Origin of the sequence: Actinophytocola sp., from assembly GCF_049647105.1 — a bacterium.
Lineage (GTDB): Bacteria > Actinomycetota > Actinomycetes > Mycobacteriales > Pseudonocardiaceae > Actinophytocola.
On record NZ_JBARWZ010000295.1, the window covers coordinates 39,427 to 54,436 of the forward strand.

Consider the following 15,010-nt stretch of genomic DNA (forward strand, 5'->3'; position numbering starts at 1 on the left):
GGCCTGACCTGCGCACCGGAATTGTCGGTGCGGGCGTCTAGTCTCGTTCACATGTTCGATCAGCTCGATCCCGACGACCTCCGTCAGCGTCCCGGCGCCAAGTGGGCGCTGGCCGACCCCGGCGTCCTGCCCGCGTGGGTGGCCGACATGGACTTCACCGCGCCGAAGGCGGTGCGTGCCGCCGTCGCGCGGCACGCCGACTTCGGTTACCCGCTGTGGGACGAGCGGCCGGAGCAGAACCCGTTACGCGGGGCGTTCGTGGCGCGCATGGCGGCGCGGCACGGGGTGGCCTTGGACGCCGGGCACGTGCGGCTGTTCACGGAGCTGAACCAGGCGTTGCAGGTCGTGCTGCACGTCGCGACGGAGCCGGGCGACGCGGTCGCTGTCCACACGCCGACGTACCCGCCGTTCCTCGAGTCCGTGCACGGGATGGGCAGGCGGCTGGTGCCGATCCCGTTGACGGACAGCGGAGCAGGCTGGACCTTCGACGCGGACAGGCTGGCGGCGGACGTCGTGCGGCACGGCGTGCGTGCGCTGGTGCTCGTGAACCCGCACAACCCGACGGGCCGGGTGTTCACGCGGGCCGAGCTGACGGCGATCGCGGCGGTGGCCGAGGAGCACGACCTGGTGGTGATCGCCGACGAGGTCCACTCCGACCTGACCTACGACGGCTTCACCCACATCCCGTTCGCGTCGCTGTGCCCACATCGGACGGTCACCCTGTACTCGGCGAGCAAGTCGTACAACCTGGCAGGGCTGCGGTGTGCCGTCGCGCACGTCGGCGACGCGCGGGTGCGGTCCGGGCTCGCGAAGCTGCCGCCGCTGCTGCTCGGCGAGGTGAGTGTCCTGAGTGTGCTGGCGACGCTCGCCGCGTGGCAGGAGTGCGACGACTGGCTCTTCGAGGCGAAGGCGACGCTTGCCCGCAACCGGGCGCTGGTGGCGGGCGGCTTACCCGAGGGCGTGCGCCACCACAGTCCGGAGGCGACGTACCTGGCGTGGCTGGACTGCCGCGAACTGCGACTGGACGTGGACCCGGCCGCGTTCTTCCTGGAACGCGCGGACGTCCTGTTGAGCCCCGGTCCGGACTACGGCTCGACGGGTTACGTGCGCCTGAACTTCGCGACGTCGGGTCCGCTGGTCGAGGAGCTGCTGAACCGCATGGCCACCGCGGTGGCCACGAGGTGAGCGGCCGCTCCGGCGGCCTGATCTTGACGAAACCACCCCCATGGGAAGGAGGATCCCGGTAGATTCGAACACATGAGCGAAAACAACTGGATGTGCCGATGACTGGTCGTCGGCTCAGCCGAGGAGCCACGGTAGTGGCGTCGGTGGCCTCGCTGGCGGTGGTGGCCGGGGTGTCCGCACCGGCCGTCGTCGCGCCTGCGGCGGCAGTGGGACCGGCTCGTGGCGCATGCGAGTGGACACCGGACGTGCTTCCGTTGCCGGACGGTGCCTTCCATGGCCGGGTGACCGCGGGTGCTGGTGAGTGGCTGGCCGGCGTGGCGGGTGCCGACGGCCCGAACCAGGCGGTGCGGTGGCACGACGGCGAGGTCGAGCCGCTGGGACCGGCGTTCGGTGTGGACACGGCGGTGGCCGCGGTGAACCGGGAAGGCGTGGTGGTCGGCACCGCCACGAGCCCGGACGGGACACAGCACGCGTTCCGCCACCGAGGTGGCCGGTACGAACGACTGCCAGGGTCCGGCGGTTCGTCGACGGCGCTGGACGTCAACGCACGCGGCGAAGTCGTGGGGCAGGTCGACGGTCGCCTGGTCGTGTGGCCGGCCGCCGGCCCGCCCAGGTTCCTGGACCTGCCTGCGGCGGAGGCCCCGTACGGCCGGGCGGCGATCGACGACGACGGCATGGTCGCGGCCAGGACCGGGCGCGTCGCGGCGGGCGCGCTGCGGTGGCGTGGCCATGCCTGGACACCGGCCGGAACGCGGGTTTCGCTGATCGCGGGCGACGTCCAGGACCTGTGGCGCGGGCAGGTCGTCGGCGCGACCGGCGAGCCGGACGGTGTGACGCGGGCGGCGGGCTGGCGTGCTGACCGCGTTCCACGGCTGTTCCTCGGCGGCACCACGGCGGTCGCGGTGAACGACGAGGGCGTCGTGGCCGGTGCGGGCGAGAACGGCGAACCGCTGCTGTGGGACGGCGCCCTGCCCACGCCGCTGCCCACGCCACCAGGGCACACCAGGGGCACGGTCGCGGCGCTGAACACCGAAGAGGCAGGAGGCTCCGCCTACCCGGCGGACGGCGACGTCGGCGCCATGCCGGTCCGGTGGCGCTGCCGTTGAATCTGCCGGTGGCGCTGCGGGTGACGCTGCGGGTGACGCTGCGGGTGATGGTGCCGGTGACGCTGCCGGGATCCTGGACCCGACCGGCCGCACCCGGTCGGGGCAGGCGTACCTGACATCATGCGTGCCGTGTCGAAGACGTCGAAGGCGTTGTCGAGCAGGACGATCGTCTGGTGGGCGGCGGGCCTCGCGGCCACCGCCGCCGCGGCGGTCACGTTGCTGTGGCTGTTCCTCGGCGGCGGTGACCAGGTGTCGGCACGCAGGCTGGACGCGCTGCGCACCGCGGCGAGCATCGTGATCGGCGCGGGTGGCGCCGCGGCGCTGCTGCTGGCGGCGCGGCGGCAGCGGTACGTCGAGCTGGACCTGGAGCAGAAGGAACACGACGCGAACGAGCGCCGTGTCACCGAGCTGTACGGCAAGGCGGCCGACCAGCTGGGCAGCGACAAGGCCCCGGTGCGGATGGCGGGGGTGTACGCGCTGGAGCGGCTCGCGCAGGACCAGGCACAGCACCGGCAGACGGTGGTGAACCTGCTGTGCGCGTACCTGCGGATGCCCTACACCCCGCCGAAGGACGAGACGGACAAGGAGGCGGCACAGGAACAGCTGGTCCGCACGACGGTGCAGGACGTGCTGGAGACACACCTGCGCCCAGCGGCACCGGACAGTTTCTGGCCCGACATCGACCTGCGGATCACCGGCGCGACGCTCGAGTTCTTCTGGTTCCGCCACTGCCGGGTCCGAAACGCGACCTTCCGCCACACGACCTTCCTCAAGATCGCCGCCTTCCGCGACTCGGAGTTCACCGACGGCGCCGACTTCCACCGAGTCCACTTCACCGGCACCGCCGACCTCCGCCGCACCGCCTTCGGCCCGCGCCGAGCCAACTTCCGATCCGCCATCTTCGACGGCGACGTCGAGTTCGGCGAAGAACCCCAGGCAGGCAGAACACTCGACCTCACCGACACCACCGCCGGCGCCACCGCGAAGAAGCGCGAGTGGCCCACCGGCTGGCACGAGGAGCCATCCCCGGACGACAGAACCCGCGTCCACGTCGTCCCGGACGAGGCCCGCCCCGGCGGCGCCCCAGATGGAGGACAGACGTGACGCCCTGAAAGACGCGGTCTTTCGGGGCGTTGAGCCCGAATCCACCGATGCGTTGTCGGTTGCCTGGTCGCGCGGTGGGCGTCGGCCTGACAAAGCCCCCGGCGGCGTCCCGCCAGAGCTGGCGGACAGGCGCATTGCCCAGCTCAGGCAAAGCCCAGCGAGGACATCCCAGGAGCCCGTCATGTCCCGGCGGGCACCGTCAGGGCATGCGGATACCGGGGAGCGTGCGCTCGCTGGCGGGGGTGTGGACCGGCTTGCGGCGGGTGAGGCGCTGGCGCATGGCCTTCGTGGTCTGCTTGTCGAGTTCCTTGGTCCACTTGAGCATCGCGGGCGGGGTGTCCCAGCCGATGATGCCGACCAGGCTGCCGTTCGTGACGTAGCCGGTCACCCGGCGGCCCACCATCGCGGGGCTGGCCAACTGCACGCGGTCTTTCGCGAGCGCCGGTGTGCCGGCGCCCTGGATCCGCATGCCGTGCTGGTCGGTCCAGAACCGGGGCAGCGGTGTGTACGGCTTGGCGCTGTCCTGCCCGGCGAGCAGGTTCGCGGCGGCGGCACGGCCCATCTCGACCGCGTTGAGCCAGTGCTCGACGCGGCGGGGCGCGGTGTCGAAGCGCAGGTTCGGCCACCGGGCCGCGTCGCCCGCGACCACGATGTCCTGTGCGCCGATCGCGTGGCAGGTCGGGCCGCACATCACGCCGTCGTCGATGATCAGGCCGGAGCCGCGCAGCCAGCTGACCGCGGGCACGCTGCCCACCGCGAGCACCACACAGCCCGCGAACACCACCTGGCCGGTGGTCAGGTGCATCGCGATCCCGTCCGGCTGCGGCACCCAGTGGTGCACCGCGGCGTCCGTCACCACCTGGACACCGTTGGCCTCGTGCAGCGCGTGGACCGTCGAGCTGAAGTCCTCACCGGGCACGTGCCGCAGCAGCGACGAGCCGCGCACGATGATCGTCGCGTCGCGGCCCATCGAACGGGCCGCCGACGCCACCTCGCACGCCACGAAGCCGCCGCCGATGACGGCGACCGGGCCGCGGAAGCGGGTCATGGTCTTCTGCAGCGCCACGGCGTCGGCGACGGTCCGCAGCACGTGGACGCGCGGGTCGTGGCGCGGCGAGCCCGGCAGGTGCCGTGCCTGCGCGCCGGTGGCGATGATCAGGCCGTCGTAGCGGATCTCCTCGCCGCCCGGCAGGTGCAGGAGGTGCTCGTCCGGTTCGAGGTGCGACGCGCGGGTGTTGTACCGCCACGTCGCGTCGAGTGTGGTGAGCACCGGAAGCCGCAGGTCACGGGGCCGCAGGCGGCCGGTCAGCAACGGCTTGATGAGGCCCGGCCGATGGTAGGGGCGGTAGGGCTCCTCGCCGACGACGATCAGCTCGCCGTTGTACTTCAGCTCCCGCAGCCGCTCCGCCGCGCGCAGGCCGGCGGGGCCCGCGCCGACGATGACGATTCGCTCGGCCATCTAACGCCTCTCTTCCAACGAGATCGCGAGGGTCGGGCAACTGCGCACGGCCGCCTTCACGGCCTCGAGCGCGTCGGCGGGCACCGCTCGCTGGTAGTGCAGCCCGCCTCTTGGGGTCAACCGGAACAGCTGAGCCGCCTCATCGGCACAGATGCCGAATCGGCGGCAGCGGTCGTTGTCGACACTGACCTTAAATCTGGACTTCATGGCCCGTCCTCCGCCAGTCCGGCTGCTTCGAGTGTCTTCGCCGGTACGAGCCGCAGGAGGATCACGGTCACCGCCGGCACCAGCAAAGTCAGCCCGCCCAGGTATACCGAGGAGAGCGTGCCCTTCGCGAGTGCCTGGAAGAACGCGTGCAGCACACCGAGGGCGAACGCCGGGTACGCGAGGCGGTGCAGCCACAGCCAGCGCCAGTAGCTCGTCCACCGTTTCAGCCCCACCGCGATCGCGGCCGTCAGCATGCCCTCGAACGCGAGGATCCCGAACGTGTCCCGCAGCACCCCGCGGAACGGGATGATCAGGTCCGCGGCCGGGGTCGGCGTCGTGAGCAGCAGGAACGACACGCCGTGGACGAACGCGAACGCGAGGGTCAGCGTCGCGAACAACTGGTGGGTACCACGCAGGGCGTGCTGTCCGGTGAGCCGGTCGAACCAGCCCGTCGAGACCACCACGCCCCACGTGAGGGACAGGCACATGAGGGCGTACGCGAGCCGTGCCGAGAGCACGGACAGCTCGCGTACGCCATCATCATGGCTTGCCGCAGCAAGAACTAGCATCGCCGTCCGCGGTTGACGCAGTCCACGACCTGGTTCATCAGTTGCTCACCCATCACGTTCACGAAGTCGTTGTGGTCAGTGATCGGATTGTGCTTCTCATCCGGGAACGCGTCCAGTGCGAACACCTTGCCCCTCGGCAGGTTGTACTTCAGCGTGATCCGCAGCTGCGGGATCGCCTTGAAGCCCTCCGGGCAGTTGCCGCGACGGTCCGCGAACGCGAGGTGCGTGCGGTGGTTCGCGCTGTCGGTGTTCCCGTCGTTGCAGCCGGGGAAGTCCGCGATGCGGACGGTCTGGCTGCCGCGCGGGCACAGCGGGTACTTCGTGGTGATCCGGTTCTCGAACCCGGTGCACGTCCACTTCGCGTTGGCGTTGGCCCCGCCGTTGGTCGACGACTTCGCGTCACCGGTGAGGATCCGGAGGAACTGCGGCGCCGCCGTCACCTGCTGGCCCGGGTTGCCTCGGAACTGGATCTTCACCGACGCCGGCAGGACCGGGTCGCCGACGTTGTGCGCGTTCAGCGGGTCGACGGCCGTCGAGCCAGCGTTGCGGACCCGGATGATCGGCCAGAAGTACGCCGACTTGTCACCGTTGGTGCAGGTGGTGCCACCCGCGGCCAGGCTGTCGTTGCTGGAGAAGCCGTCGGTCGTCAGGTTGCCGACGTAGTCGTGCGTGTGCTGTGCACCGTTCACGTTGCCCGGCGCGGCGATCATGTTCGCCGAGTTGCCGTGACCGTTCTCGTTGCGGCCGCAGTTGACCGTGAACGTGCCTGCCGAGCCGCCTCGGCGGACCCTGGGCTGCGAGTTCACGTTCGACGGCCGGACCTTGCGGATGTCCACGAAGTCCTGGGGGGACGGGCCGAGCGGGTCCTGGCAGTTCTCGCCACCGAACTTGCGCATGGTCCCGTCGGCGGGTGCCTCGGGTGCCTGCTCGTCAGGTGCCGGGCCGCCGTAGTCGGCCGGCGTGGACGGCTGGCCGTCACGGCCGTTGCGGTCGCCGTTCAGGGCCACCAGCTCATCGCCCGCGAGGCCCATCGGCTCCTCGCCCGGCATGGGCTCGCCCTCCTCCGAGGTCTCGGTCCCGGTCTCGGGCGGCGCGGTCTCGGTGGCGGTGTCCGTTGCGGTGTCGGTGGCCGTGTCGGTCGGGGCCTCCGTCGCGGTGTCGGTCCCGGTGTCGGTGGGGGCGGTCTCGGTTGGTGCGGTCTCCGGCGGAGCCGATTCAGAGGGCGGTGGCGCCGTGGTCGTCGAGCTCGGGGGCGCCGTGGCCGTCGGGGGCTGCGGCAGACACGCTTGGCTCGCGTCGGCCGCCCTCCTCTGGTCCTGGTCGGCCAGGGCGCTGCCGTAGATGCCGATGCCGACCATGGCACCGAACACCGTCACGGCGGCGGTACCCGCGACTAGCAGGCGTTTCCTGTTATAGCGCGGGTTCTTGTGTCGACCCATCGTTCGTCTGCCTCATTTCGTGTGTGCTCAGGACTTATCGCGAGCGCGCGAAGCGCACCAGGCCGACGGTCAGGCCGGCCTCCGCCAAACAGACGATGGCGATCAGCCAGATGCTGACGCCGCCGCCCGCGGTGCTCGTGCTCGCGACAGGCGCCACCTCGGGTATCGAGGTCGCCGGTCCCACTGCTGGTTCGGTGGTCGACGCGTCGCGCGCCGGCTCCGCTGGCGCGTTGTCCGTGACCAGCCCGGTGTTGTCCAGGTCGGTCATGTGCCGGTCGACCACGTCGTTGACTAGGGATGCGAACGCAGCCACCTCGTCGTCCCAGGACCCGGCGCGGGTGTGCGCCGCGACGAGAAACAACTCGCCGAGCGCGCCACGCAACCGGTTCACGAAGGCGATGTCGTAGTCCGCGCCGGACATACCACTCAGCTGGGCGAGCCAGCCCTGCTGCTCTTCGTTCGCCTGGTCGGGCAAGGTCAGCTCGAGACGGGTCGCTATCGCCCCGGCCTCGTCGTCGAGCGTCTGGAGGTCCTCGGCCAGCCCCCGGCCGATGTCCTTCAGATCCGCGTTGTCCGCCTGTTGTTCTGCCAGTTCACCGGCCGGTATCGCCCACAGGCCGGTCTGCCGCACGGTGGTGAGAAACGCCTCGTCAGTGACGGGGCCCGCGGTGGCCTCCGCGTCGTCGCCCGGCTGCGCGGCGGGGGGTGCGCTGCCAGGCAACGACGGGAGGCCGGACGCGATCGGCGTACCCAGCCCGAAAGCCGCGCAGGCCAACGGGGCGAGCAACACCGACAGCGTCACCGCCACGACACGACCGAGCCTTTCTCCCTCCATAATGGGCTCAGGCGTCGCCGGAGGCGTCGCGGTGATCAAGAGGGGCGATCTCCGCGACCGCCACTGGCCGGTCGCATCGGGTGCTCATGAGTTTTCCTTTCTGCGCAAGGACTTCCCTTGGGAACACCAGCACGTGCGGTCACCAGCAAATACGGACACGCGAGAATCACGGTTCAATCACAGCCGGGAAACAAGTGTGACCTGGGTCACTCGACTTCTGGTGCCCGATGAGGCAAAGATGTCCGCCGTGAGCCGGCGTCCAAGATTGGAACTCGTCGGCGCGGACGACGCCTCGGACAGACACGAGGCGTTGGTCAGGATGCTCTATCGAGAGTTCGGCGGAGCGTTGTTCGGTCACGTACTGTACCTGACCGGCAACGATCGGCAATGGGCCGAAGACGTAGTGCAAGAGACCCTGGTCCGCGCCTGGCGCAACGCGGATCGATTGGACCGCGAGTCCATCGGCGTGCGCGCGTGGCTGTACACCGTGGCGCGCAACCTGGTCATCGACGGCAGGCGCAGTTCGAACGCGCGCCCGCACGAGGTCGACCCCACGCCGCTGGAGACCATGACCATCCCTGATGATTCGGAGAACTCCTTGTCCGCCATGGTGATCGCCGACGCGTTGCAGGCACTGAGCCCGAAGCATCGCGAGGCACTTGCCGAGACCTACCTGCGGGATCGCACCATCGAGGAGGCGGCCGCGGTGCTCGGCGTGCCGCAGGGGACCGTCAAGTCCCGCGTCTACTACGCGCTGAGGGCGTTACGGCACGCCCTCGAGAAGGAATGACCAACTATTTGTCCATTCAGCCCAACGCGAATAGCCCATTCGGCACTGGTTCCATTTCAGGCCGAATGGGCTATTCCTTTCGGTAACACCTCTTACTTGATCGAATTCACCAACATCGGGAACGAGCGGTGCAGTGCCCGCTCCCAGTAGGGCCACGCGTGCCTGCCCGGCCCGTAGAAGTCCGTCCTGAGCGACACCCCATTGGCCCGCAGCCGGTCCGCGACCGCGACGGTCTGCTCGCCGAGCAGCTCCTCGAGGGTGTCGTGGGTGGCACCCGGTGGGTCGAGCGGGCCAGGCACGCCGTTGCCGGTCGACAGGTACACCTTCACCCCGCGCAGCTTCCGTGCCAGGTCATAGGGGTTGTGCGCGGCCCAGACGTCCGCGTCGGCCCCCGGGTCACCCCACAGCGCGAGCGGGTCGTCGCCGTAGGACCCGACGATGCGCAGGACCAGGTCCGTGCTGCGCGGTCCCTCGTAGGTCGGGTGCGCGACCCCGCTGTAGGACGCCGCGGCGCGGAAGAAGCCGGGGTGGCGTGCCGCGTAGGACAGCGCGCCGAAGCCACCCATCGACAGGCCCGCGACCGCGCGGTGGCTGCCGGACCGGTACTCGCGTTCGACGATCCGCGCCAGCTCGGTGAGGTGGAAGGTCTCCCAGGCCGGTCCGTCGAGCCAGTCCGAGTAGAAGCCGGCCGGACCGGCCTCCGGCATCACGATCAGCACGTTCGTGCGTGCCGACAGTTCCTCGACGTCGGTCTTGTTCGTCCAGCTCTGGTAGCCGGTGTCGCCGTCGCAGCAGCCGTGCAGCAGGTAGAGCGTCGGCCACTTCCTGTGTGGGGAGCGGTCGTAGTCGGGTGGCAGCAGCAGCCGAACGCCGACGTCGCGGCCGACGGCCGGTGAGTGCACGGTCAGCTCCACCAGCCGGTCGTCGAGCTGTTGGGTCGAGACGATGTACGCGCCCGCACGTTCAGCGGTGGCGGGCAGGGTGAGCACGGTGCTGAACACCAGCACCAGCGCCAGCAGGAATCCCTTGAGACGCACGATGACCTCCTTGTCGTCACGAGCAGTCAACCGGGGGCGGCTCCGGGGGGCAACAAACCGGTTGCGGCGGTCCGTACGGTGATCGGCGTGGAGCGGATTCTGGTCACGGGAAGCGCTGGGCACCTCGGAGAAGCGCTGGTGCGCGTGCTGTCCGCGCAGGGCCGTGACGTGCTCGGACTGGACGTCGCGGCGTCCCCGTTCACCTCGGTGGTCGGCTCGGTCGCGGACCGGGACGTGGTGCGGTCCGCGCTGCGTGGCGTCACCGCGGTCCTCCACCCCGCGACGCTGCACAAGCCGCACGTCGGCTCCCACACCCGGCAGGACTTCGTCGACACCAACGTCACCTGCACACTCACGTTGCTGGAGGAGTCGGTGGCCGCCGGGGTGGGCAGCTTCGTGTTCACGAGCACCACCAGCGCGTTCGGCCGCGCACTGTCGGGCTGGGTCACCGAGGACGTCGTGCCGCTGCCGAGGAACATCTACGGCGTCACGAAGACGGCCGCGGAGAACCTGTGCGAACTGGTGCACCGCGACCACGGGCTGCCGGTCGTGGTGCTGCGGACGTCCCGGTTCTTCCCGGAGGCCGACGACCGCGACGAGGTCCGCACCGCGTACGAGGACGCGAACCTGAAGGCGAACGAGTACCTGTACCGCAGGGCCGACCTCCAGGACATCGTCGACGCGCACGTGCTCGCCATGGAGCAGGCACCCGAGATCGGCTTCGACCGCATGATCGTGAGCGCGACGACCCCGTTCCGCCATGAGCACCTCGCCCGCCTGCGTACCGAGGCGCCATCGGTGGTGGCGGAGCTGTTCCCGGAGCAGCCGGACGTGTACGCACGCCGCGGCTGGCGGATGTTCGACGAGGTCGACCGTGTCTATGTGAACGACCACGCCCGGTCGGTGCTCGGATGGCGGCCCCGGTACGACTTCGCGCACGTGCTCGCGGCGGTGCGTGCGGGGGAGGACTTCCGCAGTCCGCTCGCGGTGGGCGCCAAGGGCTACCACGACGAGCCAACGGGTGTGTACACGGTGCGCTGACCGCCGCAAGGGACCGGTGTTGTCGGCAAACGGTGACACTTCCTCCTGGTCGGCGCCGCCGGTAGGTTCGGGTCATGGGCCTCCCCTCCTCCCGCCTGGCCGTTCTGGTCGCGGCGGTGATCGGTCTCGCCGGTGTGGTGATCTCGCCTTCCGCCGCGGTGGCCGCGCCAAGGCCGCCGCACGTCAAGGGCACCGAAACGGTGCCCGTCTACGACTACGCCGACGCGGTCCGGGAGAGCGTCTGGGTCACCACGAGGCTCGACAACGACGGCGACGGCGCGCCCGACAAGGTCGTCGTCGACATCGTCCGGCCACGTGAGGCGGCCGCGGGCCGGGTGCCCGTGGTCATGGACGCCTCGCCGTACTACCAGTGCTGCGGGCGCGGCAACGAGAGCGAGCTCAAGGAGTACGCCGCCGACGGCACGGTCACGAAGTTCCCGCTGTTCTACGACAACTACTTCGTGCCGCGCGGCTACGCGTTCGCCGCGGTCGACTTCAACGGCACCAGCCGGTCCACCGGCTGCGGCGACGTCGGCGGCCGCGAGGAGATCGAGGGCGCCAAGGCCGTCATCGACTGGCTGAACGGCCGCGCGAAGGCTGCCTACGCCGACGGCACCCCGGCCCGCGCCACCTGGAGCACCGGCAAGGTCGGCATGATCGGCAAGTCGTGGGACGGCTCGGTCGCGAACGGGGTCGCCGCCACCGGCGTCGATGGCCTCGAGACCATCGTGCCGATCTCCGCGATCTCCAGCTGGTACGACTACTACCGCGACAACGGCGCCCTCTACACCATCGACGGCGGCCCGGCGTGGCTGTCCGGGTACGTCAACGGGCGACCGGAAGAGGTGTGCAGGCCGGTACGCGAGGCGCTGTACGAGGGCTCGGCGAACGCCACCGGCGACTACAACTCGTTCTGGGCCGAACGGAACTTCGTGCCGGACGCCGGCAAGGTCAAGGCGAGCGTGTTCATCGCGCACGGCATCAACGACCAGAACGTGGAGACCAAGCACTTCGCCCAGTGGTGGGACGCGCTCGCCCGTCACCACGTGCCGCGCAAGATCTGGCTCGGGCAGGAGGGCCACGTCGACCCGTTCGACTTCCGCCGCGCCGAATGGGCGCGGACACTGCACCGCTGGTTCGACTACTGGCTGCAGGACCTGGACAACGGCATCATGCGTGAGCCGATGGCGACCATCGAGCGGGCGCCGGACGTGTGGGTCGACGAGCGGACGTGGCCCGCACGCGGTGCGTTCACGCTGCCCGTGTCGCTCGGCGCCGGTGACGGCACCACGGGCACGCTCGGGCTGACGCCGGGCAGGCCGGGCGCCGAGGTGTCGACCGTGGACAACCCGGCGCTGCGGGAGCGGACCGCGGTCGCGAACCCGAACACCGCGGTCGCGGGCCGTGCCGTGTTCCTGTCGGCGCCGCTGCCGAGGGACCTGCGGATCAGCGGTACCGCCACGGTCTCGCTGCGGGTCAAGGTCGACAGACCGAACACCGAGATCTCCGCGCGGCTCGTGGACTACGGCACCGCGACCAGGATCAACTACCAGGGCGCGAAGGAGGGCATCGTGAACCTCACCACGGAGTCCTGCTACGGCGCCTCGACCCCGGCCGACGACGCCTGCTACCTCGACACGGCCAAGGACGTCGTGACCGCCGACGCCGCGGTGATGACCCGCGGCTGGGTGGACGCCGCGCACCGCGACTCGCTCACGTCGCCGACGCCGCTGCTGCCGGACCGCTGGTACACGGTGAACTTCGACCTCAACGCGCACGACGTCGTCCTCCCGGCAGGCCGCGTGCTGGGGCTGGTGCTGACGCTGTCCGACACGCAGTACACGGTGCCGACGTCGACCGGCGCGACCGTGCGGATCGACCTCGGCCGCAGCAGGCTCGGGCTGCCGGTGTCGCTCGCACCGGGCGCGACCGCACTCGCCGACGTGACCGTGGCGCCGAGGGTCTCGGCCCCGGAGCCCCGGGTGTACGCGGAGGAGCCGGACCGCGATGCGCGCCTGATCCCGATGGGCTGACCCCTGGCTACTCGGCGATGCGGTCGCAGAGCCACTTCAGTGACAGCGGATAGCGGTACTCGATCGCGCCGTGGCGGCCGTCGAACAGTTCGAAACGAACGCGGTCGTCCGGCACGCCCTCGGTGCTGATGGCCCGGTGGAACGCGGTGGCGCCGAAGTCGAGGAAGTACTCGTCGCCCCGGCCCGCGTCGATCCAGATCGCCTTCATCGAGCGCAGGGCCTGTGCGTACTCCTCCTGCGCGGCCATGCGGACCGGGTCCCGGCGCAGCCAGCGCGCCCACACGTCCGGCACCAGTGCGCCGGTGTCGTCGAACGGCAGTGACACCGTGCCGTCCTCGTTGCCGGAGTACGCCGCCGCGTAGCCGTAGATCTCGATGAGGTCCATGTCCGAGTCCTTCGTGCCGTGCACCCGCTCCGCGCGGTCGGCGAAGAACTTCTGGAAGTCACCCTCGTAGGTGTCGCGCAGTGTGCGTGCCACGCGCGGGAAGTCGGGCGAGTAACACACGTCGAACAGGGCGTCACCCGCGTGGGTGGCCAGTGCCCCGAACAGGTCGGGGCGCAGCATCGGGGTGATCATCGCGCCGTAGCCGCCGCTCGACTTGCCCGCGATCGCCCGGTGCGCGCGGTCGGCGAGTGTGCGGTAACGGGCGTCGACCCACGGGACCACCTCGTCGCACAGGTACGAGTGGTACCGGCCGGTGGCCGGGGAGTCCAGGTACTGACTGCCGCCCAGCGCGGTCCACGCGTCCACGTACACCACGATCGCGGGTGGGGTGTCGCCCGCCGCGAACACGTCGTCGGCGAGTTCCGGGAACGGGCGGCGGAACGGCATCCGGTTGAACCACATGCCGACGTGCCCGGTGTAGCCCTGGATCACGTACACCACCGGGTACCGGCGGCCGGAGTCGTCGTAGCCGGGTGGCAGGTACACGTACACCGGTCGCTCGTGCGGGTCGCCGAGCGGGTTGTCCCGCAACAGTTCGCTGTTGACGACGTCGTGCTCGACACGGCCGGCGAGCGGCGAGGACCAGGGCAGCATGGCCGGAGCGTAGATCAGCGTCAGCGGCGTCGCCGAACGATATTCCACCCGACCCGGTGCATTCCGCCGCTTGCGGTGGCGGCGCGCACCCGCACCGGGAACCGTGTGCGCATGCGGTGGTTCGTGGTCCTGATGGCGTTGCTGACCGCCGGGTGCGGCACCCCGGCGGCTTCCGAGCCGTCCGCCCCGCACCCGGTCGTCCTCCACGGCCTGACCGTCGAGTCCGTCCCGGCCGACACCGGCTTCTGGGCGACCACCGGCGGCGAACGCCTCTGGGTGAAGCTGAACCTGGCAGGCCGCTCCCCGATGCCGGTGCAACGGGGCGAACGCGTCGACGTCACCGGTGTCCTCGTGCCACACGGCCCGGGCTTCGCCGCCCGCGAGGGCGTGACCACCGGGCCCGACGCCGAACTGCTCACGCGGCAGGGCACCCACCTCGAGGTCGAGCAGTCCGACGTGCGGGTGGTGGCGGAACAGCACGACCCGGACCGGCTCGGCCTGTGAGCACGGCGTGATCGGGTGCGGTCGGCAACACGGTAACCCGAATCCACCGATGCGCGAGTCGTGGGTTTCCCCGCCCCGGCCTCACCCCCGCAGGGGTGCGATGCCAGTGTCCCGTCTTTCGGGTCGTTGAGCCTGTTGCGTTTGCCTCGGCGGCTCTTTGCCTCCGGCGGCTGGGGTTTGCCTCCGGCGGCTGGGGTTTGCCTCCGGCGGGCCTTGCCTCCGGCGGCTCCTCGCCGGAGGGGCAGGTCTCCAGGATGGCCTGGGGTTTGGTGGGTTGGTTGCGTTGGGTTCGGTTCTGCCTGCCATCCCGTCGACCTCCCAGGGGCTATCACGCCGCGTCAAGGGGGCCAGGGCTTGGCATTGCTGTGTTTCTTGCATTTTTGCCCCCTTGACACGGCGTGATCGGGCTTCGCCAGGTCGACGGGATGGCAGGGAGCCCCTTGGTGGCGGGCTTGCGCCGCTCGGACCGATGCCCCGAAAGGCGCTTTCGGGGCGTTCAACCTGGATCCACCGGTGTTCTTCTTGGTTATCTGGTCGTGCGATGGGCGTCGGTCTGGTCAAGCCCGCTTCGCGGGCCCGGGCGCGTAGCGCCCGCCCCTGCGGTGTTCTGTCAGAGGTGGCGGACTGGCGCGATGTCCCGAAAGGCGCTTTCAGGGCGTTGA

Annotated in this window: 15 protein-coding genes; 8 read left to right on the plus strand and 7 right to left on the minus strand. The window is 70.3% G+C overall.

Translation table 11 applies throughout. The annotated features are described in order from the left end of the window. Window positions 1-51 precede the first annotated feature (51 nt). The 4 genes from WBA97_RS35805 to WBA97_RS35820 all read left to right on the plus strand — a co-directional run bounded on the left by WBA97_RS35805 (window position 52) and on the right by WBA97_RS35820 (window position 3,395). Window positions 52-1,185 carry a MalY/PatB family protein gene (locus WBA97_RS35805; RefSeq protein WP_424235449.1) on the plus strand — a complete coding sequence of 378 codons (1,134 nt, stop codon included), beginning with the start codon at window positions 52-54 and terminating at the stop codon, window positions 1,183-1,185. A gap of 134 nt (window positions 1,186-1,319) precedes the next feature. Further along, a complete protein-coding gene (locus WBA97_RS35810) occupies window positions 1,320-2,291 on the plus strand; it encodes a hypothetical protein (protein ID WP_424235450.1) in 972 nt (323 codons plus the stop codon). Beyond that, complete coding sequence (locus tag WBA97_RS35815) at window positions 2,276-2,407, plus strand: hypothetical protein (RefSeq protein WP_424235451.1); 132 nt, start codon at window positions 2,276-2,278, stop codon at window positions 2,405-2,407. The genes WBA97_RS35810 and WBA97_RS35815 overlap by 16 nt, the downstream gene beginning before the upstream one ends. A 4-nt stretch (window positions 2,408-2,411) precedes the next feature. Beyond that, complete coding sequence (locus tag WBA97_RS35820; RefSeq protein ID WP_424235452.1) at window positions 2,412-3,395, plus strand: pentapeptide repeat-containing protein; 984 nt, start codon at window positions 2,412-2,414, stop codon at window positions 3,393-3,395. Window positions 3,396-3,594: 199 nt separating this feature from the next. Here the strand turns inward: WBA97_RS35820 and WBA97_RS35825 are convergent, their stop codons facing one another. The 5 genes from WBA97_RS35825 to WBA97_RS35845 form a co-directional block, all read right to left on the minus strand. Continuing rightward, window positions 3,595-4,854, minus strand: coding sequence for an NAD(P)/FAD-dependent oxidoreductase (locus WBA97_RS35825; protein WP_424235453.1), 1,260 nt, complete (start codon window positions 4,852-4,854; stop codon window positions 3,595-3,597). Further along, window positions 4,855-5,061 (minus strand): ferredoxin, encoded by a 207-nt coding sequence (locus WBA97_RS35830; protein WP_424235454.1) that lies wholly within the window; start codon window positions 5,059-5,061, stop codon window positions 4,855-4,857. Continuing rightward, window positions 5,058-5,630 (minus strand): ferric reductase-like transmembrane domain-containing protein, encoded by a 573-nt coding sequence (locus WBA97_RS35835; protein ID WP_424235455.1) that lies wholly within the window; start codon window positions 5,628-5,630, stop codon window positions 5,058-5,060. Before WBA97_RS35835 ends, WBA97_RS35830 begins: the two co-directional genes overlap by 4 nt. Next, complete coding sequence (locus WBA97_RS35840; protein ID WP_424235456.1) at window positions 5,624-7,006, minus strand: DUF1996 domain-containing protein; 1,383 nt, start codon at window positions 7,004-7,006, stop codon at window positions 5,624-5,626. The genes WBA97_RS35835 and WBA97_RS35840 overlap by 7 nt, the downstream gene beginning before the upstream one ends. A 97-nt stretch (window positions 7,007-7,103) precedes the next feature. After that, window positions 7,104-7,943 carry a DUF4142 domain-containing protein gene (locus WBA97_RS35845; RefSeq protein ID WP_424235457.1) on the minus strand — a complete coding sequence of 280 codons (840 nt, stop codon included), beginning with the start codon at window positions 7,941-7,943 and terminating at the stop codon, window positions 7,104-7,106. A 199-nt stretch (window positions 7,944-8,142) separates the two neighbouring features. Between WBA97_RS35845 and WBA97_RS35850 the strand changes: the two genes are divergently transcribed. Further along, window positions 8,143-8,694 carry a sigma-70 family RNA polymerase sigma factor gene (locus WBA97_RS35850; RefSeq protein ID WP_424235464.1) on the plus strand — a complete coding sequence of 184 codons (552 nt, stop codon included), beginning with the start codon at window positions 8,143-8,145 and terminating at the stop codon, window positions 8,692-8,694. A gap of 92 nt (window positions 8,695-8,786) precedes the next feature. Here WBA97_RS35850 and WBA97_RS35855 read toward each other — a convergent pair whose 3' ends face one another. Continuing rightward, complete coding sequence (locus WBA97_RS35855; protein WP_424235458.1) at window positions 8,787-9,731, minus strand: alpha/beta hydrolase; 945 nt, start codon at window positions 9,729-9,731, stop codon at window positions 8,787-8,789. Window positions 9,732-9,818: 87 nt separating this feature from the next. Between WBA97_RS35855 and WBA97_RS35860 the strand changes: the two genes are divergently transcribed. Continuing rightward, window positions 9,819-10,772 (plus strand): NAD-dependent epimerase/dehydratase family protein, encoded by a 954-nt coding sequence (locus tag WBA97_RS35860; protein WP_424235459.1) that lies wholly within the window; start codon window positions 9,819-9,821, stop codon window positions 10,770-10,772. A gap of 74 nt (window positions 10,773-10,846) precedes the next feature. Next, window positions 10,847-12,805, plus strand: a complete 1,959-nt coding sequence (locus WBA97_RS35865) for a Xaa-Pro dipeptidyl-peptidase (protein WP_424235460.1) — start codon at window positions 10,847-10,849, stop codon at window positions 12,803-12,805. Window positions 12,806-12,812: 7 nt separating this feature from the next. Here WBA97_RS35865 and WBA97_RS35870 read toward each other — a convergent pair whose 3' ends face one another. After that, the gene (locus WBA97_RS35870; protein ID WP_424235461.1) at window positions 12,813-13,844 is read right to left on the minus strand and encodes an alpha/beta hydrolase; all 1,032 of its coding nucleotides are present in this window, start codon (window positions 13,842-13,844) and stop codon (window positions 12,813-12,815) included. Between the two features lie 111 nt (window positions 13,845-13,955). On the opposite strand from WBA97_RS35870, the gene WBA97_RS35875 reads away from it, so the two are divergent. After that, complete coding sequence (locus tag WBA97_RS35875; RefSeq protein ID WP_424235462.1) at window positions 13,956-14,348, plus strand: hypothetical protein; 393 nt, start codon at window positions 13,956-13,958, stop codon at window positions 14,346-14,348. Window positions 14,349-15,010: the final 662 nt, after the last annotated feature.

Bases quoted from the DNA above. Each gene is read 5' to 3' on its own strand.
- WBA97_RS35805 (WP_424235449.1), top strand. From the start codon at position 52: ATGTTCGATCAGCTCGATCCCGACGACCTCCGTCAGCGTCCCGGCGCC.
- WBA97_RS35820 (WP_424235452.1), top strand. From the start codon at position 2,412: ATGCGTGCCGTGTCGAAGACGTCGAAGGCGTTGTCGAGCAGGACGATC.
- WBA97_RS35825 (WP_424235453.1), bottom strand. From the start codon at position 4,854: ATGGCCGAGCGAATCGTCATCGTCGGCGCGGGCCCCGCCGGCCTGCGC.
- WBA97_RS35830 (WP_424235454.1), bottom strand. From the start codon at position 5,061: ATGAAGTCCAGATTTAAGGTCAGTGTCGACAACGACCGCTGCCGCCGA.
- WBA97_RS35835 (WP_424235455.1), bottom strand. From the start codon at position 5,630: ATGCTAGTTCTTGCTGCGGCAAGCCATGATGATGGCGTACGCGAGCTG.
- WBA97_RS35850 (WP_424235464.1), top strand. From the start codon at position 8,143: ATGTCCGCCGTGAGCCGGCGTCCAAGATTGGAACTCGTCGGCGCGGAC.
- WBA97_RS35865 (WP_424235460.1), top strand. From the start codon at position 10,847: ATGGGCCTCCCCTCCTCCCGCCTGGCCGTTCTGGTCGCGGCGGTGATC.
- WBA97_RS35870 (WP_424235461.1), bottom strand. From the start codon at position 13,844: ATGCTGCCCTGGTCCTCGCCGCTCGCCGGCCGTGTCGAGCACGACGTC.
- WBA97_RS35875 (WP_424235462.1), top strand. From the start codon at position 13,956: ATGCGGTGGTTCGTGGTCCTGATGGCGTTGCTGACCGCCGGGTGCGGC.